Source organism: Bradyrhizobium sp. AC87j1 (assembly GCF_002936975.1).
GTDB classification, from domain to species: domain Bacteria; phylum Pseudomonadota; class Alphaproteobacteria; order Rhizobiales; family Xanthobacteraceae; genus Bradyrhizobium; species Bradyrhizobium shewense.
Genome location: NZ_PTFE01000021.1, coordinates 1 through 21188, shown reverse-complemented (window position 1 = coordinate 21188; position 21188 = coordinate 1). Strand labels below are relative to the sequence as shown.

Genomic DNA, 21188 nt, shown 5'->3' with positions numbered 1-21188 from the left:
ACTGTTTGCATCGCGTGGGCGGCGCCCTTAATCAGGACGGGCATCACCCTCGAGCCAACCGAGCCCGTTGTCAGAACCTTCCCCGAAGAACCCGGCGCCTGCCGAGGACGCGGAGTCCGAGCCGCGGCCGGGGCGAGTGCGCAAGCCGATCGGCTGGTCGACGATCATCATCGCAGCGCTGGTCGCGGTGAGTGCGACCTTGGTCTGGCGCCGTGACGGCACCGACGGCGTTCTCGATATTCTCACCCACGATCTCTCGCTGTTCTCGGGCATCCTGCCGCGCGTGCTCGCCGGCTGCCTGCTCGGCGCCTTCATCTCGGAGATCCTGCCGCACGAAAAGGTCTCGCGCTCGCTCGGGCCGAAATCCGGCCTGACGGGCCTTCTGATCGGCACCGCCTTCGGCGCGATCCTGCCCGGCGGTCCGTTCACCGCCTATCCCGTGGCGAGTGCGCTGCTCGCGGTCGGCGCCGATTTCGGCGCCACCATCGCCATGGTCGTGAGCTGGACCCTGATCGGCTATGGCCGGGCGGTGGCCTGGGAAATCCCGATCATGGGCACCGACTTCACGCTGTGGCGGATTCTCATTTCGCTGCCGCTGCCGGTGCTCGCAGGGGCCCTCGGCCGCTTCGTCTATGTCCGGCTCTATCCGAAGCGCGAAAGCGACGAGGACGCGGCATGAGCGCCGCGCTTTTCATCGACATCCTGTTGTGGGGCTCGGTGTTCGGCGTCGGGCTGATCGCCTTTCGCCGCGGCCCTCCGGTGTTCAAGGCCTCGCTGCGCGAAGGCTCGATGGACTTCATCAACATCGTGCCGCGCATCGCGCTGGGCGTGATCGGCTCCGGCTACATCGCCGCCATCATCCCGCAGGAGGTGATCACCGGCTGGCTCGGCCCGGACAGCGGCTGGCTCGGGGTTGCGACCGCCGTGGTCGCCGGCGCCGCCACGCCCGGCGGGCCCGTGATCGGCTTCTCCATCGGCACGGTGGCGCTGAAGTCGGGCGGCGGGGTGCCGCAGGTGGTGGCCTATGTCGTCGCCTGGGCTTTGTTCGCCTTCCAGCGGGTGATCTTGTGGGAAATCCCGTTCATGCCGGCCCGTTTCGTCTGGTTCCGCTGCGCCGTGTCGGTGCCGTTTCCCTTCGTGGCAGCGGCGATTGCAATGGTGATCGGCAAGCCCTGAGGCCCGGCGTGACTGCTAGGGACGTCATCCGGGGCGATGCAAAGCATCGAACTACGGTGCGCAGTTGCGCACCTGGGAATCTCGAGATTCCGGGTTCGGCTCTTCGAGCCGCCCCGGAATGACACCGGGGTCGTGGACAGGGGTAATGTTATAATATAACGTCTCTGCATGGTTCCCGCCGCGTCCCACGCCCATCATCACGATCATGCTCACGGTCATTCCCATGACCATTCGCCTGCTCATGACCATTCGCACGGGCACGACCACACCCACGCCCATGTCCACGACGCGGCCTCGCCGCATCCCGCCCAGGCCGCGCCCTGGTCGATCCTGCGCATGACCATGGCCGCGCGCCTTCTGGCCGCGCTCGCCGTCTGTGCCGTGCTCTGGGGCGTGGTCTTCCTGGCGATGAGGTGACCATGGCGGCGCTGCACTTTCACAATGTCACGCTCGGTTATGACCGGCACCCGGCCGTGCACCATCTCAACGGCGAGGTCGCGCGGGGCGCGCTGGTCGCCGTGATCGGCCCGAATGGCGCGGGCAAGTCGACCCTGCTGCGTGGCATCGTCGGCATCCTCCGGCCGCTCGACGGCAGCATCCATCTCGGCGGGCTCGACTCTCGCGATATCGCCTATCTGCCGCAGAGCGCGGAGATCGACCGCAGCTTCCCGATCTCGGTGTTCGACTTCGTCGGCACCGGGCTGTGGCGCGGGACCGGCCTGTTCGGCGGCATCGACAAGGCCGCGCGCGGGAAGATCTTGCGCGCGATCGCCTCCGTCGGCCTCAACGGTTTCGAGAACCGCCCGATCGGCACGCTCTCGGGCGGCCAGATGCAGCGTGTGCTGTTTGCGCGCGTGCTGCTCCAGGACGCTTCGCTCATCGTGCTGGACGAGCCCTTCAACGCCATCGACAGCAAGACCACCGCCGACCTGCTCGCGCTGGTGAAGCACTGGCACGGCGAGGGCCGCACCGTGCTCGCCGCGCTGCACGACATGGAGATGGTGCGCAACCATTTCAGCGAGACGCTGGTGCTGGCGCGCGGCCCCGTGGCGTGGGGACCGACGGCGGAGGTGTTGACGCCGGAAAACCTGATGGCGGCGATGCGCATGTGCGAGGCCTTCGACGACAGCGCCACAGCCTGCGAGGCCGACGATATCAGTTCGCGGGCCGCGTGATTGCCGATGCTCTATGACGCGCTGATCGGCCCGTTCACCGAATTCGAATTCATGCGGCGGGCGCTGGCCGCCGTGATCGCATTGTCGCTGGCCGGCGCGCCGATCGGTGTCTTCCTGATGCTGCGGCGGATGAGCCTCGTCGGCGATGCCATGGCGCACGCGATCCTGCCCGGCGCGGCGGTCGGCTTCCTGCTCTCCGGCCTCAATCTGTTCGCGATGACGGCGGGTGGACTCTTCGCCGGCTTTGCCGTCGCCATCCTCGCCGGCGTGGTCGCGCGCTCGACCGGGCTGAAGGAGGACGCCTCGCTCGCGACCTTCTACCTGGCCTCGCTGGCGCTTGGCGTGACCATCGTCTCGATCAAGGGCACCAATATCGACCTGCTCCATGTCTTGTTCGGCAACATCCTCGCGATGGACGACCAGACCCTGCTGGTGGTGGCCTTCAACGCCACCGTGACGCTGCTGGTGCTCGCCGTGATCTACCGCCCACTGGTGATCGAGAGCGTCGATCCCTTGTTCTTGCGCACCGTGAGCCGCGCCGGCGGTCCCGCGCATCTCGCCTTCCTCGCGCTGGTCGTCATCAACCTCGTCAACGGATTTCAGGCGCTCGGCACGTTGCTGGCGGTCGGTCTGATGATCCTGCCGGCTGGCATCGCGCGGTTCTGGTCACGCGATCTCACCGTCATGATCTGCATCGCCGTGGTCGCCGCCGCGGCTTCCGGCTATGCCGGCCTCGTGCTGTCGTTCCAGACCCGCGTGCCGTCGGGCCCTGCGGTCATTCTCGTGGCGACGGTGCTCTACATCATCTCCGTGCTGTTCGGCCGCGTCGGCGGCATCGTCCGGCAGCTGTTTCCCGGCCGGCATCTGGAAGCGTGACGGCGATGCGGCTCATCTTGCTTTGTATGGCGTTGCTGGCTGCCTCGCCGCTGCGCGCCGCGGAACGGCTCAACGTCGTTGCGAGCTTCTCGATCCTCGGCGACTTCGTCCGTAACGTCGGGGGAGATCGGGTCAACGTTACGACGTTGGTCGGCGCCGACAGCGACGTCCACGTCTACACGCCGGCGCCAGCCGATGCGAAGCGGGTCGCGGAGGCGAAGCTCGTCATCGTCAATGGGCTCGGGCTGGAGGGCTGGTTGCCGCGTCTCGTGCAGTCCGCAGGTAGCAAGGCCGTGATGGTCACCGCGAGCGCCGGCATCACGCCGCTGAAGCTCGGTTCGGCCGCCGATCCCCACGCCTGGCAGTCCGTCCCCAACGCCAAGGTCTACGCGACCGATATCGCCAATGCGCTGGCCGCGGCCGCCCCGGATGATGCGGAGTTCTTCCGGGCCCAGGCAAAAGCCTATCTGGAAAAGCTCGAAACGCTCGACCGTGAGGTCCGCGACGCCGTGGCGAAAATCCCGCCGGAGCGGCGCAAGGTGATCTCCACCCATGACGCCTTCGGCTATTTTTCCGCCGAATACGGTATCCAGTTCATTGCCCCCCTGGGGGTCTCCACCGAAACCGAGCCGAGCGCCCGGGACATCGCGGCCATCATCGGCCAGATCAAGGCCCAAAAAATACCGGCCGTGTTCCTGGAAAATATCAGCGACGACCGGCTGATCCGGCGGATCGCGGCCGAGACCGGCTCAAAAGTCGGCGGGACCCTGATTTCGGACGGTTTGACCGGCGAAAAGGGGCCGGCACCCACTTACATTGATATGGTCAGGCACAATATAAAGGCCCTGACCAGCGCGCTTGACCACTAGGGCAGGGGCCACCCCGCCTCGCGTCGCGCGAAAAAGCCTGATGTCGGAGTTCTTATGTCTGAAGCGACCTCGCACAAAATCCCTGTGACCGTCCTGACCGGCTATCTCGGCGCCGGCAAGACCACGCTCTTGAACCGCATCCTGTCGGAGAACCACGGCAAGAAATACGCCGTCATCGTCAACGAATTCGGCGAGATCGGCATCGACAACGACCTCATCATCGGCGCCGATGAGGAAGTGTTCGAGATGAACAATGGCTGCATCTGCTGCACCGTGCGCGGTGACCTCGTGCGCATCATGGACGGCCTGATGAAGCGCAAGGGCAAGTTCGACGCCATCATCGTCGAGACCACCGGCCTTGCCGATCCGGCCCCGGTCGCCCAGACTTTCTTCGTCGACGAGGACGTGCAGAAAAATGCGCGGCTCGACGCCGTGGTCACGGTGGCCGACGCCAAATGGCTGTCCGACCGGCTCAAGGACGCGCCCGAGGCCAAGAACCAGATCGCCTTTGCCGACGTCATCGTGCTGAACAAGACCGATCTCGTCAGCAAGGGTGAGCTTGCCGAGGTCGAGGCCCGCATCCGCGGCATCAATCCCTATGCGAAACTCCACCGCACCGAGCGCTGCTCGGTGGCGCTGGCCGACGTGCTCGACCGCGGCGCCTTCGATCTCGACCGTATCCTCGATATCGAGCCGGACTTCCTGGAGGCCGAAGATCATGACCACGACCATGATCACCACCATCACGGCCACGATCATCACCACCATGATCACGGTCACGGCCTGAAGCACTATCACGACGAGGACATGCAGTCGCTGTCGCTCAAGACTGACAAGCCGCTCGATCCGAACGTGTTCATGCCCTGGCTGCAGAATTTGGTGCAGGTCGAGGGCGGCAAGATCCTGCGCTCCAAGGGCATCCTCGCCTTCCACGACGACGACGACCGCTACGTCTTCCAGGGCGTCCACATGATGCTGGAGGGTGACCACCAGCGGAAGTGGAAGGAGGGCGAGCCGCGCGAGAGCCGCCTCGTCTTCATCGGCCGCGAACTGCCGGAAGAAGCCATCCGCAAGGGTTTTGAGAGCTGCATCGTCTCGTGATGAAAGAGTTTTCGCCGGCCCCCGATTCCGCCTCGATCGTCTCCGTCACCGATCGCGTCAAGCCCGTTACGCTCGGCATGGGCGTGACCTCGGTGCATTTCCTCAGGGATCGCGCCGCCTTCGTCGGCGGCGAGGAGAATGTTGCGTTCGTCGATGACAAGGGCGAGATCAGCACGGTCACTGTTCACAGCGGCGGCATTCTCTCCACCGCCTGCGATGGCAAGCGCCTGGTGATGGGCGGCGACGACGGCAAGGTCGTCTCGCTCGACGCCAAGGGCGAGGTGACGCTGCTCGCCACCGATCCCAAGCGACGCTGGATAGATGCGGTGGCGCTGCATGCGGACGGCTCCTACGCCTGGTCGGCCGGCAAGACGGCTTTCGTCAAGAGCGGCAAGACCGAGGAGAAGTCGCTCGAGGTGCCCTCGACCGTTGGCGGCCTTGCCTTCGCGCCGAAGGGACTGCGGCTCGCGATCGCCCATTACAACGGCGCGACGCTGTGGTTTCCGAACATGGCGGGATCAGCCGAATTCCTGCCCTGGGCCGGCTCGCATCTCGGCGTCACCTTCAGCCCCGACAACAAATTCCTGGTCACCACGATGCACGAAGCGGCGCTGCATGGCTGGCGACTTGCCGACAACAGGCATATGCGCATGACCGGCTATCCCGGCCGCGTCCGCTCGATGTCCTGGAGCGCGGGCGGCAAGGCGCTGGCGACCTCGGGCGCCGACACCATCATCCTGTGGCCGTTCGCCAGCAAGGACGGCCCGATGGGCAAGGAGCCCGCAATGCTCGCGCCGCTGCAGGCGCGGGTGTCGGTGGTCGCCTGCCATCCGAAGAACGACATCCTCGCCGCCGGCTACAGCGACGGCACCGTGCTGATGGTGCGGCTGGAGGACGGCGCCGAGATCCTGGTCCGCCGCAATGGCACGCCCCCTGTCGCCGCGATCGCCTGGAATGCGAAGGGCACGCTGCTGGCTTTCGCCGACGAAAATGGGGACGGCGGAATGCTGGAGCTTTAATCTGTCATCCTTTAGGCCGTAGGGTGGGCAAAGGCGCTCTTGCGCCGTGCCCACGATCTTTTTGCGTTGACGGAAGCCGTGGGCACGCTTCGCTTTGCCCACCCTACGGCAGCTGACATTCATGCGATTTCTGACGACCTTCCAGCTTGCTGATTTCCTCGACACGCTGGTCAGCCTGACCACGGCCTTCGTGCTGGGCACGCTGATCGGCGCCGAGCGGCAATATCGCCAACGCACCGCGGGCCTGCGCACCAATGTGCTGGTTGCGGTCGGCGCCGCCGCCTTCGTCGATCTCGCCATGCAGCTGGACGGCGCCGACGGCGCGGTGCGGGTCATCGCCTATGTCGTCTCCGGCATCGGCTTCTTAGGGGCCGGCGTCATCATGAAGCAGGGCATGGACGTCCGCGGGCTCAACACCGCCGCGACGCTGTGGGCCTCGGCCGCGGTCGGCTCCTGTGCCGGTGCCGATATGATCGCGCAGGCTGCAGCGCTGACCGTGTTCGTGATCGCCGGCAACACCATGCTGCGCCCGCTGGTCAACGCCATCAACCGCATCCCGCTGAACGAGAAGGCGCTGGAGGCGACCTATTATTTCAAGCTCGCGGTTACCGCCGACGCCCTGCCCGACATGCGTGATCGCCTCGTCGACAAGCTCGAAGCCGCGAAATATCCGGTGGCCGGTATCGAGGTCGTCGAGATCGGCGAGGATATGCTGGAGATCGTCGCCAAGCTCGTCGCGAGCGCGGTCGACCCGAACGAGCTGAACACCGTGGCGACCGATCTCCAGCATCTGCCGGGCATCCGCCACGCGACCTGGGAAGTCAGCACGACGGAGTAAGCTCGGCGTTTTGGCGCGCAGGCGTGCAGTTCCGCCTTGCCGGGAACGGAACCCTGGTCGGGCAATTTCGTTGATCCCGCGGACAAAGGCGGATGATCGACATGACAGTCAATGACAAGCGCAGACTGAAACTCGACCTGGTGATCGCCTGTTCGCTGTTCGCAGCAGGTGTCGCGATATCAGGCCTATCGATCGCGCAGATCCGCGCCGAGAGCCGGCTGCAGATGGCGCAGGCAACGCCGCCGTTGCAGGGCACGCCCTCTGACGAGCAGAGCAAGGTGCCCGCGGAAGCCAAGCCCGGCGGCGACCGGCCGACCACGCCGGCCCCCGAGCCCGCACGCCCCGAGCCGCAGACACAAGGCGCGGCGACCAAGCCGGCACTGCCGCCGGCACCGGCGGAGAAGATCGCGCCGCCGATCGAGAAGAAGTAGCTGTCTGATAGACCAACGGTGTCATCGTCCGCGAAGGCGGACGATCCAGTATTCCAGAGAGCGTAGTGATTGAACCGAGACGCCGCGGCGTACTGGATGCCCCGCCTTCGCGGGGCATGACAGCTGTGGTGAGGCCGAAGACTCGCGTCCCTCACCGCACCAGAATATTCCGGAACTGCCAGGGATCGCTGGTGTCGATATCTTCCGGGAACAGTCCCGGACGGTCCGTCAGCGGCGTCCAGTCGGTGTAGAACCCCTTCACCGGGCCGAGATAGGGCAGTTGGATTTCCAGCAGGCGATCGAAATCCATCTCGTCGGCTTCGACGATGCCTTCGTTCGGGTTTTCCAGCGCCCACACCATGCCGCCGAGCACGGCGGAGGTCACCTGCAGGCCGGTGGCGTTCTGGTAGGGCGCGAGCTTGCGGGTCTCCTCGATGGAGAGCTGCGAGCCGTACCAGTAGGCATTGTTGTCGTGGCCGAACAGCAGCACGCCGAGTTCGTCGATGCCGTCGACGATCTCGTTCTCGTCGAGGATGTGGTGCTTCTCCTGCATCTTCGCGGCGCGGCCGAACATCTCGTGCAGCGACAGCACGGCATCGTCGGCGGGATGATAGGCGTAGTGGCAGGTCGGCCGGTAGACCGCCTTGCCCGATGCGTCGCGCACCGTGAAATAGTCGGAGATCGAGATCGACTCGTTGTGGGTGACGAGGAAGCCATATTGCGCACCGCGGGTTGGGCACCAGGTGCGCACGCGGGTGTTGGCGCCGGGCTGCATCAGGTAGATGGCAGCGCCGCAGCCGGCTTCGTGGGTCCGCGCGTTCTCGGGCATCCATTTTTCATGGGTGCCCCAGCCGAGTTCGGACGGCTGCACGCCTTCCGACAGGAAGCCTTCCACCGACCAGGTGTTGACGAAAACGTCAGGCTCTTTCGGCTTCTTCGAGCGCTGGGTGTCGCGTTCGGCGATGTGGATGCCCTTGATGCCGGCCTGCCGCATCAGATCCGCCCATTCGGCCTTGGTCTTCGGCTTGGGGGCATTGAGCTTCAGATCGGCGGCGACATTGAGCAGCGCCTGCTTGACGAAAAAGGAGACCATGCCTGGATTGGCGCCGCAGCAGGAGACGGCCGTCGTCGATCCCGCGGGGCGCGCGCGCTTGGCGGCCAGCGTGGCTTCGCGCAGGGCGTAGTTGGAGCGCGCTTCCGGGCCCTTCGAGGAATCGAAATAGAAGCCGAGCCAGGGCTCGTTGACGGTGTCGATGTAGAGCGCGCCGAGCTCGTTGCAGAGCTCCATGATGTCGGTGGAGCCGGTATCGACCGAGAGATTGACGCAAAAGCCCTGGCCGCCGCCTTCGGTGAGCAGTGGGGTCAGCAACTCGCGATAATTGTCTTTTGTCACGGCCTTCTGGATGAAGCGCACATTCTGCTTCTCGCAATGCGCCTTGCGGCCCTCGTCCTTGGGATCGATCACGGTGACGCGGGACTTGTCGTAGTCGAGATGCCGCTCGATCAGCGGCAGCGTGCCTTTGCCGATGGAGCCGAAGCCGACCATGACGATGGGACCGGTGATCTTCGCGTAGATCTGCGAGGCGGGGCTCATGGGATGGTTTCTCCGGAACGTGCTGGCAAACAAATGGTGAGGGGTGGATCAGGCGCTGCGGCGCTGGTCAGATGCTGCGGCGCTTGGCGGTGACTTCGATCTCGACCTTCATCTCGGGCTTGGCGAGGGCGCTGACGACCAGCAACGTCGCCGCCGGCCTGATATCACCGAGGACATCGCCACAGACGGCGAAGTGGGCATCGATGTAGCTGGCGTCGGTGACGTAATAGGTCGCACGGACGATATCGGCCATCGCGAATCCGCCCTCTTTCAGGGCGGCTTCGATGGTCTTGAAGCAGTTGCGTGACTGGCTCGTGACATCGGCCGGCATCGTCATCGTGGTGTAGTCATAGCCGGTGGTTCCCGCGACGAAGGCGAACTCGCCGTCGATCACGGCGCGGCTGTAGCCGACGGTCTTCTCGAGGGGAGAGCCGGTGGAGATGAGGCGACGGGACATGTTTCGGACCTCGACTGAAAGGCGTGTTTCGCGGGGTTAAAGGGCGTTTCTCGGGCCTGCGCAACCCCGAAAGAACAGGCGTCAGGACGGCGCAGCCGAGCGTTGCCGCTTTACGCGGCTTCGGTCGTCGCCATCATGGCAATCCCTCAGGCCGCGTGCGCATGGAGGGCGCGAAGGACCCTCCGTTTGGACAGGGGCGCGCCGGTCGGGACGATCATCCCCTCGGCGCCATCGAGCGCACCCTCCTGGAATTCGATCGCGAGCAGGCGGTCGCGTTCGAACGGGCCAGGCAGCGCCAGCGCGCCGGTCTTCTCGCCCGAGAAGCCGAACCGGGCATAATAGGGGGCATCGCCGAGCAGGATCACGGCGGCATGCCCGCGCGCCCGGGCGGCGGCCAGCGCTTGATGCATCAGCGCGGCGCCGATCCCGAGCTCGCGGCAGGCAGGGTCTACCGCCAGCGGTCCAAGGACCAAAGCGGGCCTGCCTCCGGCGCTGACGTGCCACAGCCGCACGGTTCCCACGAGCTTGCCCTCGCGCACCGCCGACAGGGCAAGGCCTGCGGCAGGCGCGCGTCCGTCGCGCAAGCGCTGGCAGGTGCGGCCGTGGCGGTTTTCGCCAAAGCAGGCATCGAGCAGCGTTTCACGCACAGCGACGTCGGCAGCACGCTCCGCGCGGATCACGAACGGAGCGGCTTTCGAGGTGAGGGCGATCTGTGGCTTCCGAAAAGCGGTCATGGCGCATCAGTTCCCGCTCGAACCGGCGTGCGCGCAGCACGCCTGTCCAAGACGTCGTCAGATCGAAATGTCAGGGAGGAGCCGGCAAGCCGGCTCCCGGGTTCGTCAGGCCTCAGAGAAAGAGGCGGATCAGATGTGGTACGTCCTCAGCGGCGGGATGCCGTTGAAGGCCACCGACGAGTAGGTCGACGTATAGGCCCCGGTGCCTTCGATCAGCACCTTGTCGCCGATCTCGAGCGTGACGGGAAGCGGATACGGGTTCTTCTCGTACAGCACGTCGGCGCTGTCGCAGGTCGGACCCGCGAGCACGCACGGCGTCATGTCCGCGCCGTCATGGGCGGTGCGGATGGCGTAGCGGATCGACTCGTCCATCGTCTCGGCGAGACCGCCGAACTTGCCGATGTCCAGATAGACCCAGCGCACCTCGTCCTCGTCGCTCTTCTTCGAGATGAGCACGACCTCGGATTCGATGATGCCGGCGTTGCCCACCATGCCGCGGCCCGGCTCGATGATGGTCTCCGGAATCTGGTTGCCGAAGTGCTTGCGCAGCGCACGGAAGATCGAGCGGCCGTAGGTCACGACCGGCGGCACGTCCTTCAGGTACTTGGTCGGAAAGCCGCCGCCCATGTTGACCATGGACAGGTTGATGCCGCGCTCGGCGCAGTCGCGGAACACCTGCGAGGCCATCGCCAGCGCACGGTCCCACGCCTTCACCTTGCGCTGCTGCGAGCCGACATGGAACGAGATGCCGCACGGCTCCAGGCCCAGGCGCTTGGCAACGTCGAGCACCTCGACGGCCATTTCCGGGTCGCAGCCGAACTTGCGCGACAGCGGCCACTCGGCGCCGGCGCAATCATAGAGGATGCGGCAGAACACCTTCGCGCCGGGTGCGGCACGGGCGACCTTCTCGACTTCGGCGGCGCAATCCACGGCGAACAGCCGGATGCCGAGCGTGAAGGCGCGCGCGATGTCGCGCTCCTTCTTGATCGTGTTGCCGAAGGAGATGCGGTCGGGCGTCGCACCCGCGGCCAGCGCCATCTCGATCTCGGCGACCGTCGCGGTGTCGAAGCAGGAGCCCATGGATGCCAGCAGCGCCAGCACTTCCGGCGCCGGGTTCGCCTTGACGGCATAGAACACGCGGCTGTCGGGCAGCGCCTTGGCAAAGGTCTGGTAATTGTCGCGCACGACCTCGAGGTCGACGACGAGGCACGGCTCGGTGTCGAGGCCATCCTTGCGGCGGTTGCGCAGGAATTCCTGGATACGTTCGGTCATAGCACTCTCCAAAGCGGCCCCAGCGACGGAGCTCGTTCAAAGTGGTTCTCGGACGAGGGTGCTACGCCGCTGCCGCACGATGGAGACGCGACAGGGCAAAGACCCCTAGACCGAATTGTGCTGCCGTGGATTGGTTGGGAATTTCCCGCCCGCACACCTGGCAATGAAGGACAAGCCTTTTCAGTAGCCCGCGCCGGCGTTGGAATGCCGGTAGAGACCAAAAAAGCCCGATCCGTCGTTGCTTTAAGTCGCGTCCCCCGTTGAGAGCGGGGTGCGCCGGTTCGCCTCCGGCTGCCAGTCACGGTTGCAAAGAGCGAAGTCACCTTCGACAAGGCATCTCTTTGAGAGAGATGCTGGACGCTCCGGGTTTGCTTCCTCGTCCGACCTTCAGGCCTTGCGACCTTCAGTCTTCCGACTTCCGCACTTCCGAAGAGCCCCTCGGCTTCTTCACCCCTTGGCGGCTGTCCGGCCTCTTGTCCGGATACCTACCGACTGACACACGACCACAGGCACGTGCGAAATTGGGCAAGAGCGCACATAAGCGTTTTGAATCAGCTTCGCAAGAATTTTTTTAGGCTGAGAACAGAATTGCCTAACATCTGCTTGCGCGGTGTTGCGCGAGCGACGCGGAAGATGAACACGCGTTAAGTTTTCTGTGGCAGCGCGCGCGTCTCTCGCGCGCGAGAAGCGTCAGCGGCGCTTCGTGAAGGGCTCGACACGCTGGGCCGCGCGGATGAACGCGGTCATCACGAGCACACCGAGCGCGAACAGCACGGCCTGCAGGATGTGCGTGCCCTGGTCGCCGAGCCCGAACAGGATCGCGAGCGCCCAGCCGCCGGCGAACGCCGCGCCGAACACCTCCGCGCCGATCAGGATGGCGGCGCTGATGACGGTGATGACGCTTGGCCAGGCGATCTGGCGGGACGAGGAGGAAGGCGCGTTCATGGGCTCAGGGATCCCTAGTCTTCGAGGGCCGCAATCTCCCCGAAAAGGCGGCCGGGAGCAAGGCCAAATGGCCCAAAAAAGCCCTATCGCGTGCTATAGCTGGCCGCAACAATTGAGCCACGAAATCGGGACTTGTGATGTCAGAACCCCGCCAAATTACGGACTCCGAGACCAACCCGCTGCTGAAGGCCTGGGTGACGCCGTTTGCGACCCCGCCCTTCGACGAGATCAAGCCGGAGCATTTCCTCCCGGCCTTCGAGCAGGCCTTCGCCGACCACTCCGCCGAGATCGCGGCGATCACCAACGATCCGGCCGCGCCCGACTTCGCCAACACCATCACGGCGCTGGAGCGCTCGGGCAAGCTGCTGAGCAAGGTGGCGGCCGTGTTCTACGACCTCGTTTCGGCGCATTCCAACCCGGCCATCCTGGAGATCGACAAGGAGGTCTCTCTGCGGATGGCACGGCACTGGAATCCGATCATGATGAACGCCGTGCTGTTCGGCCGCATCGCCCAGCTGCACGAGAACCGCACCAATCCGGATCTGGCTCCGGAGCAGCTTCGCCTCTTGGAGCGCACCTACACCCGCTTCCACCGCGCCGGTGCCGGGCTCTCCGACGAGGCCAAGATGCGGATGGCCGAGATCAACGAGCGGCTCGCCCAACTCGGCACCAGCTTCAGCCATCATTTGCTCGGCGACGAGCAGGACTGGGTCATGGAGCTGGGAGAGGCCGACCGCCAGGGCCTGCCGGAGAGCTTCGTCGCCAGCGCCAAGGCTGCGGCAGAAGAGCGCGGCATGGAAGGCAAGGCCATCGTCACGCTGTCGCGCTCCTCGGTCGAACAGTTCCTGAAGAGCTCCGCCCGGCGTGATCTGCGCGAGAAGGTCTACAAGGCTTTCACCGCGCGGGGCGACAACGGCAATGCCAACGACAACAATGGAACCATCGTCGAGGTCCTGAAGCTACGGGAAGAGAGCGCCAAGCTGTTGGGCTATCCGACCTTCGCCGCTTATCGGCTGGAGGACTCCATGGCCAAGACGCCGGACGCGGTGCGGAGCCTTTTGGAGCGGGTCTGGAAGCCGGCGCGGGCGCGGGCGCTCGGCGACCGCGACGATATGCAGGCGCTGATCACGGAAGAGGGCGGCAATTTCAAGCTCGCTCCCTGGGACTGGCGCTTCTACGCCGAGAAGCTGCGCCTTCAGCGCGCCAATTTCGACGACGCCGCGATCAAGCCGTATCTTTCGCTCGACCACATGATCGCCGCCGCCTTCGACTGCGCCACGCGCCTGTTCGGCATCACCTTCGAGGAGCGCAAGGACGTTCCGGTCTGGCACCCCGACGTCCGGGTCTGGGAGGTCAAGGGCCCCGACGGCAAGCACAAGGCGCTGTTCTATGGCGACTACTTCGCCCGGCCGTCGAAGCGCTCCGGCGCCTGGATGACCTCGCTGCGCGACCAGCAGAAGCTCGACGGCGATGTTGCGCCGCTGGTTCTCAATATCTGCAATTTCGCCAAGGGCGCCGGCGGCGAGCCTTCGCTGCTGTCGCCCGACGATGCCCGCACCCTGTTCCACGAGTTCGGCCATGGCCTGCACGGCATGCTCTCAAACGTGACCTATCCGTCGCTGTCGGGCACTTCCGTCTTCACCGATTTCGTCGAGCTGCCGTCGCAGCTCTATGAGCACTGGCAGGAGCGGCCCGAGGTGCTCCAGAAGTTCGCCCGCCATTACCAGACCGGCGAGCCGCTGCCGGACGAGCTGTTGCAGCGGTTCCTGGCCGCACGAAAATTCAACCAGGGCTTTGCCACGGTCGAATTCGTCTCCTCGGCCCTGGTCGATCTCGAATTCCACACCCAGCCGGCCGAAGCGGCCAGCGACGTGCGCGCCTTCGAGAGACGCGAGCTGGAGAAGATCGGCATGCCCGAGGAGATCGCGCTGCGCCACCGTCCGACCCAGTTCGGTCACATCTTCACTGGCGATCATTATGCCGCCGGCTATTACAGCTACATGTGGTCGGAGGTGATGGACGCCGACGCCTTCGGCGCGTTCGAGGAGGCTGGCGACATCTTCGATCCCGCCGTCGCCAAGCGCCTGCACGACGACATCTATTCGAGCGGCGGATCGATCGATCCCGAGGCCGCCTATGAGGCCTTCCGCGGCCGCCCACCCGAACCCGACGCGCTTCTCCGCCGCCGCGGGCTGCTCCACGACGCGAAGGCGGCCTGATGGGCATGCGCGCCCTTCTCGGCCTGTTGCTCGCCGCCGGCCTGTCACTCGCCGCGGGTGCGGCGAGCGCACACCCGCATGTCTGGATCACCGCGACCAGCGAATTGCTCTACGCTGAGGACGGCTCGATCACCGGCGTCCGCCACGCCTGGACGTTTGATGACATGTTCTCGTCCTATGCGGTGCAGGGGCTCGAGAGCAAGACCAAGGGCGCCTATACGCGCGAGGAGCTCGGGCCGCTGGCGCAGACCAACGTCGAGTCGCTCAAGGAATACGCTTACTTCACCTTTGCGCGAGCCGACGGCAAGAAGGAGCGATTCCAGGAGCCCGTCGACTATTTCCTCGACTACAAGGATACGGTGCTGACCCTGCACTTCACGCTGCCGCTAAAGAACCCGGTCAAGTCCAAGCAGCTGGTGCTCGAAGTGTTCGACCGCTCTTTCTTCATCGACTTCCAGATGGCCAAGGAAAGCCCGGTGAAACTGGTGGGCGCGCCCGCTGGCTGCCAGATGAAGCTGGAGCGCCCGAGCGATGGCACCGCGAGCGCGCAGAAGCTCAACGAGCAGACCTTCATGAACGGCGAGAATTCGAATTTCGGCATGATGTTCGCCAACAAGATCACGGTGGATTGCCCTTGATCGGCCGTCTTCATTCTCGGCTTGTAGGCGGCCTGCTTGCCTGCGCGGCTGTTTTCCTCGTCGTGAGCGTGGCGGATGCTGCGCTTCACGATGTCTTCGCGCAAAACCCGTTCGGCGCGCCGCGGCCGGCGCAGGCGGCCCAGCCCGAGGCTGGCGGCCTCATCGGCTGGCTATTGGCAAAACAGTCGGAATTCTATCGCCAGATGTCGGCGACCATTCGCGCCGCCAAGTCCGACGGCTCGGCGGTGTGGACGCTGCTCTTCATCTCGTTTGCCTACGGCATCTTCCACGCCGCCGGCCCCGGCCATGGTAAGGCAGTGATCGCCTCCTATCTCGTCGCCAACCGCGAGACCGCGCGGCGCGGCATCGCGCTGTCTTTCGCCTCGGCTCTGATGCAGTCGCTGGTCGCGATCCTCATCGTCGGCATCTCGGCCTGGGTGCTGAACGCGACCGCCAAGACCATGTGCAAGGCGGAAGGGGCGATCGAGATCGCGAGTTACGCCCTGATCGCGTTGTTCGGGCTGCGTCTCGTCTGGGTCAAGGGCCGCATTTTCATCCGGGCGCTGCAGGCGGCCCAGCCGGTGCCGGCGATCGCCGGCGTGCCGCACGATCATGATCACGGTCATCACCATCATCACGATGCCCACGATCATCACGATCACGGTCATGATCACCATCACCACGATCATGGTCATGCGCACGCCCATGCCCACCACGGGCATGACCACGTTCATGACGAACATTGCGGCCATTCCCACGGCCCAACGCCGAGCGAGCTCGCCGGCCCCGGTGGCTGGCGGCGCGGCTTTGCGGCGATCCTGACCGTCGGCATCCGCCCCTGCTCGGGCGCGATCCTGGTGCTGGTGTTCGCGCTCGCCCAGGGCCTCTTCTGGGCCGGCATCGCCGCCACCTTCCTGATGGGATTGGGTACCGCGATCACGGTCGCGGCCATCGCGGTCGTCGCCGTTTCTGCCAAGGACATCGCCGCCCGCCTCAGCGCCGGCCGCGACGGCGGCGGCGCGCTGTTCATGCGCGGCATCGAATTCGCCGCCGCGGGCGTCGTGCTGCTGTTCGGCGCAGGCCTCTTGTTCGGCTACATCGCGGCCGAGCGGACGACGTGTTTTTGAGTTCTTCCCCTCTCCCCCTTGTGGGAGTGGCTCGCCGCGGAGCGGCGAGACGGGTGAGGGGTGTCTCTCCGCGATCGAGCCTCTGGCAGGTTAATACGCGGAGGGAGACCCCTCATCCGGCGCTTCGCGCCACCTTCTCCCACAAGGGGAGAAGGGAAGAAAACCTCACACCGGCAGAAACCGCTTCAGCGCCGGCATGAAGAAGATCCCGAGATTGATCGCAAAGCCGATGCTCCAGAGAATCGAGCGCAGCGTCGGGCGGTTGCCGAGATAGGTCAGCACATAGGCGAGGCGGACGATGAGGAAGAGGGCCGCGAGCTCGTCGATCAGCCGCTGCGGCGAATCCCTGAATTCGGCGAGCAGCACCGCGAAGGCGAAGAACGGGAAGGTCTCGATGCCGTTCTGGTGCGCGCCGAGCGCGCGTTGCGAGAGCGCGTCCTCGTAGAAGGCGGGGTCGCGTGGCCGAGAATTGTCGAAGCGGCGAAACCTGATCCATTTGATCGAGCCGATCGTCGACAGATAGAGCAGCAGCGCTCCAAAGACGCACCATTCCGCGAGTGTCATCTTTGCCTCCCCCGCCTGGGTGCGACCCTAGCGAAAACGGGCTCATCTTGACAAGTTCGGACCAACGCGCGACCCACAGAGCCATGACCAGTGTCGTCCCGATCGAGGCCGCGAGACCGGCCGCCCAATCCGCCCTGCCGCGCGCTGGCGTGCTCCTGATCAATCTCGGAACGCCCGACACGGCCGATGCGCCCGGCGTGCGGGTCTATCTCAAGGAGTTCCTCTCGGACGCCCGCGTCATCGAGGACCAGGGCCTGGTCTGGAAGTTCGTGTTGAACGGGATCATCCTGCGCAGCCGCCCCCGTACCAAGGCGCTCGACTACCAGAAGATCTGGAACACCGAGAAGAACGAGTCGCCGCTGAAGACCATCACACGGTCGCAGAGCGACAAGCTCGCCGCCGCCCTGTCGGACCGTGCCCACGTCGTGGTCGACTGGGCGATGCGCTACGGCAATCCCTCGATCAAGTCGGGCATCGACGCCCTGATCGCGAAAGGCTGCGAGCGCATCCTGGCGGTCCCGCTCTATCCGCAATATTCCGCCTCGACCTCGGCGACCGTGTGTGACGAAGTGTTCCGCGTGCTCGCCCGTTTGCGTAACCAGCCGACGCTGCGGGTGACGCCGCCTTATTACGAGGACGCGGCCTATATCGAGGCGCTTGCCGTCTCGATCGAGACGCATCTGGCAACGCTGTCCTTCAAGCCGGAGCTGATCGTGGCGTCGTTCCACGGCATGCCGAAATCCTATGTCGACAAGGGCGATCCCTATCAGCAGCACTGCATCGCCACCACGGCGGCACTGCGCCGCCGGCTCGGCATGGACGAGACCAAACTGCTGCTGACCTTCCAGTCGCGCTTCGGCAATGCCGAGTGGCTCCAGCCTTATACCGACAAGACCATGGAGCGGCTCGCGAAGGAAGGCGTGCGCCGCCTCGCGGTGGTGACGCCGGGCTTTTCCGCCGACTGCCTGGAGACGCTCGAGGAGATCGCGCAGGAGAACGCCGAGATCTTCAAGCACAATGGCGGCGAGCAGTTTTCCGCGATCCCCTGCCTCAACGACAGTAACCCGGGCATGGACGTGATCCGCACCCTGGTGCTGCGCGAGCTCCAGGGCTGGATCTGATGGGCGCCCCATGAACCGCCGTGAGTGTCTGGCGCTTCTTGGGACCGTCGTCGCGCTGCCGCTCCCGGCGCTGGCGCAGCAGCCGAACGCGGCGCGCCGGCTCGGCGTGCTCTCGGTCACGGCTGCCGATGATGCGATCGGCCAGACCCGCAGCATGGTCCTGATCGAGGCACTCGCCGGACATGGCCTGAAAGAGCGCGACAACCTCAAGATCGACTGGCGCAGCGGCGGCGGCGACCGCGCGCGCATCGCGCAGCTCGCCGACGAGCTGATCGCGCTCAAGCCCGACGTCCTGCTGGCGGTCGGCACACCCTCGGTCGAGGAGCTGCGCCAGCGCACCACGACGATCCCGATCGTGTTCGCCGTCGTCACAGATCCCGTCAGCCAGGGCTTTGTCGATAACCTCGCGCATCCCGGCGGCAACGTCACCGGCTTCACCGATTACGACGGCCCGTTGGCCGGCAAATGGCTGGAGATGCTGACGCAAGTCACGCCAAAGGTGTCTCGCGTCTTCGTCGTCTACAATCCTGCCACCGCGCCGTTCGCGCCGCTGATGCTGCGCACCATCGAGGACGCGGCACGGGCCCTTCAGGTGACGGTCGAGCCCGCGCCGGTGCATGACGCGGCCTCGATCGCGGCGCTGGGCTTGCGGAAAGACGGTGGGTTGCTGGTGTTGCCGGACTTCTTCACCATGGCCAATCGCGGCCAGCTTCTGGCGGCGATCGCGCAGGCGCGCGTGCCCGCGGTGTTCTGGAGCCGCACCTTCGTCGAGGAGGGCGGGCTGATGTCCTACAGCACCGACAGCGCCGAGCAGCTCCGCCGCGCCGCGGACTATATCGACCGCATTCTGAAGGGCGCGCGGCCAGCCGACCTGCCAGTGCAGAACCCCACCAAGTTCGAGCTTGCGGTCAACCTCAAGGCCGCCAGGGAGTGTGGCGTCACACTTCACCCGGGCCTCATCGCCCTAGCGAATGACGTTATCGAATGAAGTCGTCCAATGCGCGCCTTCGGATTCGTTAATTTTTGCCGCTGGGTTTCCGCTGCACGCTTTCAAGGGCCCGCTACAAATACATATCTTGATCGTTCCCCGTTTGGATGTCTTGTGCAGAATTGGATCGATACCGACGTGAATTGCGACCGCTGAACCGGTAGGGTCGCGCTCCCGACCAATGACAGCGCGGGAAAGGGCTTTTTCCCGCCTTGGAGGAAATATGAGCGGTTTCGACATTTTCGCGATTGTTCTGGTCTTGCTCGTCATCGTCACGCTGGTCGCCGGCGTGAAGACGGTGCCGCAGGGCTATGACTGGACCATCGAGCGGTTCGGCAAATACACCCAGACGCTGAGCCCCGGGCTCAATCTGATCGTGCCCTATTTCGATCGCGTCGGCCGCAAGATCAACATGATGGAGCAGGTGATCGACATCCCCGAGCAGGAAGTCATCACCAAGGACAACGCTACGGTGACGGTGGACGGCGTTGCCTTCTACCAGGTGTTCGACGCCGCGAAGGCAAGCTACGAAGTTGCCAATCTGACCCAGGCGATCACGGTCCTGACCATGACCAACATCCGCTCGGTGATGGGGTCGATGGATCTCGACCAGGTGCTGTCGCACCGCGACGAGATCAACGAACGCTTGCTGCGCGTCGTCGACGCCGCAGTGTCGCCCTGGGGCGTCAAGGTCAACCGCATCGAGATCAAGGACATCGTGCCGCCCGCCGACCTCGTCGAAGCCATGGGCCGGCAGATGAAGGCCGAGCGCGTCAAGCGCGCCGACATTCTCGCCGCCGAAGGCCAGCGCCAGTCCGAGATTTTGCGCGCCGAGGGCGCCAAGCAGGGCCAGATCCTCCAGGCCGAAGGCCGCCGCGAGGCCGCCTTCCGCGACGCCGAGGCGCGCGAGCGTCTGGCCGAGGCCGAAGCCAAGGCGACGCTGGCGGTATCGGAAGCCATCGGCAAGGGCGACGTCGCCGCGTTGAACTATTTCATCGCCGACAAATATATCAAGGCGTTCGGCCAGTTCGCGGACGCACCGAACCAGAAGATCATCATGCTGCCGGTGGAAGCAACCTCCATGCTGGGCTCGCTCGCCGGCATCGGCGAGATCGCAAAGGCAACGTTCGGCGAAAGCGCAGCCTCTGCGGCCGCCGCCGCCCGTCGCACCGGCTCGGTGCCGACGACAGGCAGCACGCCGCCGGCGGTGCCGCCGCGGCAGGGATAGTCACCGGAGCACGACCCTTCGACGGGGGCGTGCACCATGATGGAAGGTCGTGTCATGACCGACATGTTCGTATCGCTCGGCAGCTGGAATTGGCTGATCTTCGGCTTCATCCTGATGGCGCTGGAGGTGCTGGCGCCGGGCATATTCCTGTTCTGGCTCGGGCTCGCCGCGCTGCTCGTCGGCCTGATCTCGTTCACCGTCGTCATATCGTGGCAGATCCAGCTCGTGATGTTCGCGGTGTTTGCCGCCGCCGCCGTGCCGATATGGCGCCGCCTTGCGCGGCCGAAGTCGGAAGCAAGCGCCAGCCCGTTCCTCAACAAGCGAACCGAGGCACTGCTCGGACGCGAGTTCACCTTGGAGAAGCCGATTATCGACGGCAGCGGCACCGTGCGCATCGGCGACACGGTGTGGCGCGTCGCCGGCCCGGATACGCCGGCCGGGACGCGGGTGAAGGTGGTGCAGGTGGACGGTGCCAATCTGACCGTGGCGGCGGCGTGAAGATTTCTTCCCTCTCCCCTTGTGGGCCTGTTGCGTAATCCGCCAGTTGTGATTCCCTAGGTCAAAGCCTTGGAGGTATCGATGGCGGTGAAGCGGACAGGACAGCCGAGCTTTGTGGAAGCGCTGATGCCGAAGGGCGCCGGCGCCAATGCGGCGCTGGATCGGTTGGCTGGCCTGGTCAAGTGGTACCGGTTCGAGAAGCTGATCGGCCATTTGCGGGATGAAGGGAGCCCCGGTCGTCCAGGCTATCCGGTGCTTGTGCTGTTTCGCGCGGTGCTGCTGCAGTCGCTCTACGGTCTTTCGGAGCGCGAACTGGAG

Annotated in this window: 24 protein-coding genes; 18 read left to right on the top strand and 6 right to left on the bottom strand. The window is 65.2% G+C overall.

The window, feature by feature from the left end:
- The first annotated feature begins 67 nt into the window (after positions 1–67).
- From CV770_RS13620 to CV770_RS42570, 10 genes are all read left to right on the top strand, one after another.
- Complete coding sequence (locus CV770_RS13620; protein WP_104462712.1) at positions 68–679, top strand: permease; 612 nt, start codon at positions 68–70, stop codon at positions 677–679.
- Complete coding sequence (locus CV770_RS13615) at positions 676–1176, top strand: hypothetical protein (RefSeq protein WP_018316197.1); 501 nt, start codon at positions 676–678, stop codon at positions 1174–1176. The genes CV770_RS13620 and CV770_RS13615 overlap by 4 nt, the downstream gene beginning before the upstream one ends.
- Positions 1177–1344: 168 nt before the next feature.
- Positions 1345–1593, top strand: a complete 249-nt coding sequence (locus CV770_RS13605) for a hypothetical protein (protein ID WP_091966758.1) — start codon at positions 1345–1347, stop codon at positions 1591–1593.
- Positions 1594–1595: 2 nt separating this feature from the next.
- Entirely contained in the window at positions 1596–2351 is a 756-nt protein-coding gene (locus CV770_RS13600) for a metal ABC transporter ATP-binding protein (RefSeq protein WP_201759837.1), read from the top strand.
- 6 nt (positions 2352–2357) lie between these two features.
- On the top strand, positions 2358–3227 hold the full coding sequence (locus CV770_RS13595; RefSeq protein ID WP_104462710.1) for a metal ABC transporter permease: 870 nt from the start codon (positions 2358–2360) through the stop codon (positions 3225–3227).
- A gap of 5 nt (positions 3228–3232) precedes the next feature.
- A complete protein-coding gene (locus tag CV770_RS13590) occupies positions 3233–4096 on the top strand; it encodes a metal ABC transporter solute-binding protein, Zn/Mn family (RefSeq protein ID WP_201759836.1) in 864 nt (287 codons plus the stop codon).
- Between the two features lie 54 nt (positions 4097–4150).
- The gene (locus tag CV770_RS13585) at positions 4151–5197 is read left to right on the top strand and encodes a CobW family GTP-binding protein (RefSeq protein ID WP_104462708.1); all 1047 of its coding nucleotides are present in this window, start codon (positions 4151–4153) and stop codon (positions 5195–5197) included.
- The gene (locus tag CV770_RS13580; protein ID WP_201759835.1) at positions 5197–6216 is read left to right on the top strand and encodes a WD40 repeat domain-containing protein; all 1020 of its coding nucleotides are present in this window, start codon (positions 5197–5199) and stop codon (positions 6214–6216) included. The genes CV770_RS13585 and CV770_RS13580 overlap by 1 nt, the downstream gene beginning before the upstream one ends.
- Positions 6217–6337: 121 nt before the next feature.
- Positions 6338–7054, top strand: a complete 717-nt coding sequence (locus tag CV770_RS13575; protein WP_104462706.1) for an MgtC/SapB family protein — start codon at positions 6338–6340, stop codon at positions 7052–7054.
- 101 nt (positions 7055–7155) lie between these two features.
- A complete protein-coding gene (locus CV770_RS42570; RefSeq protein ID WP_165637897.1) occupies positions 7156–7485 on the top strand; it encodes a hypothetical protein in 330 nt (109 codons plus the stop codon).
- Positions 7486–7636: 151 nt separating this feature from the next.
- On the opposite strand, the gene CV770_RS13565 is transcribed toward CV770_RS42570, so the two are convergent.
- The 5 genes from CV770_RS13565 to CV770_RS13540 form a co-directional block, all read right to left on the bottom strand.
- A complete protein-coding gene (locus tag CV770_RS13565; protein WP_104462704.1) occupies positions 7637–9079 on the bottom strand; it encodes a homospermidine synthase in 1443 nt (480 codons plus the stop codon).
- Positions 9080–9146: 67 nt separating this feature from the next.
- Positions 9147–9536 (bottom strand): RidA family protein, encoded by a 390-nt coding sequence (locus CV770_RS13560; protein WP_104462703.1) that lies wholly within the window; start codon positions 9534–9536, stop codon positions 9147–9149.
- A 146-nt stretch (positions 9537–9682) separates the two neighbouring features.
- Positions 9683–10270, bottom strand: a complete 588-nt coding sequence (locus tag CV770_RS13555; protein WP_104462702.1) for a GNAT family N-acetyltransferase — start codon at positions 10268–10270, stop codon at positions 9683–9685.
- 129 nt (positions 10271–10399) lie between these two features.
- Positions 10400–11542, bottom strand: a complete 1143-nt coding sequence (locus CV770_RS13550) for a type III PLP-dependent enzyme (RefSeq protein ID WP_104462701.1) — start codon at positions 11540–11542, stop codon at positions 10400–10402.
- Positions 11543–12232: 690 nt separating this feature from the next.
- A complete protein-coding gene (locus tag CV770_RS13540; protein ID WP_018316184.1) occupies positions 12233–12487 on the bottom strand; it encodes a hypothetical protein in 255 nt (84 codons plus the stop codon).
- A gap of 137 nt (positions 12488–12624) precedes the next feature.
- Between CV770_RS13540 and CV770_RS13535 the strand changes: the two genes are divergently transcribed.
- Genes CV770_RS13535 through CV770_RS13525 form a run of 3 tightly spaced genes read left to right on the top strand, consistent with a single transcriptional unit; the run spans position 12625 to position 16471 of the window.
- Positions 12625–14706 carry a M3 family metallopeptidase gene (locus tag CV770_RS13535; protein WP_104462700.1) on the top strand — a complete coding sequence of 694 codons (2082 nt, stop codon included), beginning with the start codon at positions 12625–12627 and terminating at the stop codon, positions 14704–14706.
- Positions 14706–15344, top strand: a complete 639-nt coding sequence (locus CV770_RS13530) for a DUF1007 family protein (protein WP_091966781.1) — start codon at positions 14706–14708, stop codon at positions 15342–15344. Before CV770_RS13535 ends, CV770_RS13530 begins: the two co-directional genes overlap by 1 nt.
- Positions 15335–16471, top strand: coding sequence for a nickel/cobalt transporter (locus CV770_RS13525; protein ID WP_091966783.1), 1137 nt, complete (start codon positions 15335–15337; stop codon positions 16469–16471). The genes CV770_RS13530 and CV770_RS13525 overlap by 10 nt, the downstream gene beginning before the upstream one ends.
- A gap of 165 nt (positions 16472–16636) precedes the next feature.
- Here CV770_RS13525 and CV770_RS13520 read toward each other — a convergent pair whose 3' ends face one another.
- Positions 16637–17035 carry an MAPEG family protein gene (locus CV770_RS13520; protein ID WP_018316180.1) on the bottom strand — a complete coding sequence of 133 codons (399 nt, stop codon included), beginning with the start codon at positions 17033–17035 and terminating at the stop codon, positions 16637–16639.
- 83 nt (positions 17036–17118) lie between these two features.
- Here CV770_RS13520 and hemH point away from each other — a divergent pair, with 83 nt between their 5' ends.
- From hemH to CV770_RS13495, 5 genes are all read left to right on the top strand, one after another.
- Entirely contained in the window at positions 17119–18156 is a 1038-nt protein-coding gene (gene hemH, locus CV770_RS13515) for a ferrochelatase (RefSeq protein ID WP_091966785.1), read from the top strand.
- 10 nt (positions 18157–18166) lie between these two features.
- Positions 18167–19144: an ABC transporter substrate-binding protein gene (locus tag CV770_RS13510; protein ID WP_104462699.1), complete on the top strand. Its 978-nt coding sequence runs from the start codon at positions 18167–18169 to the stop codon at positions 19142–19144.
- A 223-nt stretch (positions 19145–19367) separates the two neighbouring features.
- Positions 19368–20372 carry an SPFH domain-containing protein gene (locus tag CV770_RS13505; protein WP_091966789.1) on the top strand — a complete coding sequence of 335 codons (1005 nt, stop codon included), beginning with the start codon at positions 19368–19370 and terminating at the stop codon, positions 20370–20372.
- 54 nt (positions 20373–20426) lie between these two features.
- Complete coding sequence (locus CV770_RS13500) at positions 20427–20870, top strand: NfeD family protein (protein WP_091966792.1); 444 nt, start codon at positions 20427–20429, stop codon at positions 20868–20870.
- An 81-nt stretch (positions 20871–20951) separates the two neighbouring features.
- A partial coding sequence (locus CV770_RS13495; protein WP_146101285.1) for a transposase occupies positions 20952–21188 on the top strand: 237 nt, incomplete at its 3' end.

Bases quoted from the DNA above. Each gene is read 5' to 3' on its own strand.
- CV770_RS13615 (WP_018316197.1), top strand. From the start codon at position 676: ATGAGCGCCGCGCTTTTCATCGACATCCTGTTGTGGGGCTCGGTGTTC.
- CV770_RS13605 (WP_091966758.1), top strand. From the start codon at position 1,345: ATGGTTCCCGCCGCGTCCCACGCCCATCATCACGATCATGCTCACGGT.
- CV770_RS13600 (WP_201759837.1), top strand. From the start codon at position 1,596: ATGGCGGCGCTGCACTTTCACAATGTCACGCTCGGTTATGACCGGCAC.
- CV770_RS13595 (WP_104462710.1), top strand. From the start codon at position 2,358: ATGCTCTATGACGCGCTGATCGGCCCGTTCACCGAATTCGAATTCATG.
- CV770_RS13590 (WP_201759836.1), top strand. From the start codon at position 3,233: ATGCGGCTCATCTTGCTTTGTATGGCGTTGCTGGCTGCCTCGCCGCTG.
- CV770_RS13585 (WP_104462708.1), top strand. From the start codon at position 4,151: ATGTCTGAAGCGACCTCGCACAAAATCCCTGTGACCGTCCTGACCGGC.
- CV770_RS13580 (WP_201759835.1), top strand. From the start codon at position 5,197: ATGAAAGAGTTTTCGCCGGCCCCCGATTCCGCCTCGATCGTCTCCGTC.
- CV770_RS13575 (WP_104462706.1), top strand. From the start codon at position 6,338: ATGCGATTTCTGACGACCTTCCAGCTTGCTGATTTCCTCGACACGCTG.
- CV770_RS42570 (WP_165637897.1), top strand. From the start codon at position 7,156: ATGACAGTCAATGACAAGCGCAGACTGAAACTCGACCTGGTGATCGCC.
- CV770_RS13565 (WP_104462704.1), bottom strand. From the start codon at position 9,079: ATGAGCCCCGCCTCGCAGATCTACGCGAAGATCACCGGTCCCATCGTC.
- CV770_RS13560 (WP_104462703.1), bottom strand. From the start codon at position 9,536: ATGTCCCGTCGCCTCATCTCCACCGGCTCTCCCCTCGAGAAGACCGTC.
- CV770_RS13555 (WP_104462702.1), bottom strand. From the start codon at position 10,270: ATGACCGCTTTTCGGAAGCCACAGATCGCCCTCACCTCGAAAGCCGCT.
- CV770_RS13550 (WP_104462701.1), bottom strand. From the start codon at position 11,542: ATGACCGAACGTATCCAGGAATTCCTGCGCAACCGCCGCAAGGATGGC.
- CV770_RS13540 (WP_018316184.1), bottom strand. From the start codon at position 12,487: ATGAACGCGCCTTCCTCCTCGTCCCGCCAGATCGCCTGGCCAAGCGTC.
- CV770_RS13535 (WP_104462700.1), top strand. From the start codon at position 12,625: ATGTCAGAACCCCGCCAAATTACGGACTCCGAGACCAACCCGCTGCTG.
- CV770_RS13530 (WP_091966781.1), top strand. From the start codon at position 14,706: ATGGGCATGCGCGCCCTTCTCGGCCTGTTGCTCGCCGCCGGCCTGTCA.
- CV770_RS13520 (WP_018316180.1), bottom strand. From the start codon at position 17,035: ATGACACTCGCGGAATGGTGCGTCTTTGGAGCGCTGCTGCTCTATCTG.
- hemH (WP_091966785.1), top strand. From the start codon at position 17,119: ATGACCAGTGTCGTCCCGATCGAGGCCGCGAGACCGGCCGCCCAATCC.
- CV770_RS13510 (WP_104462699.1), top strand. From the start codon at position 18,167: ATGAACCGCCGTGAGTGTCTGGCGCTTCTTGGGACCGTCGTCGCGCTG.
- CV770_RS13505 (WP_091966789.1), top strand. From the start codon at position 19,368: ATGAGCGGTTTCGACATTTTCGCGATTGTTCTGGTCTTGCTCGTCATC.
- CV770_RS13500 (WP_091966792.1), top strand. From the start codon at position 20,427: ATGACCGACATGTTCGTATCGCTCGGCAGCTGGAATTGGCTGATCTTC.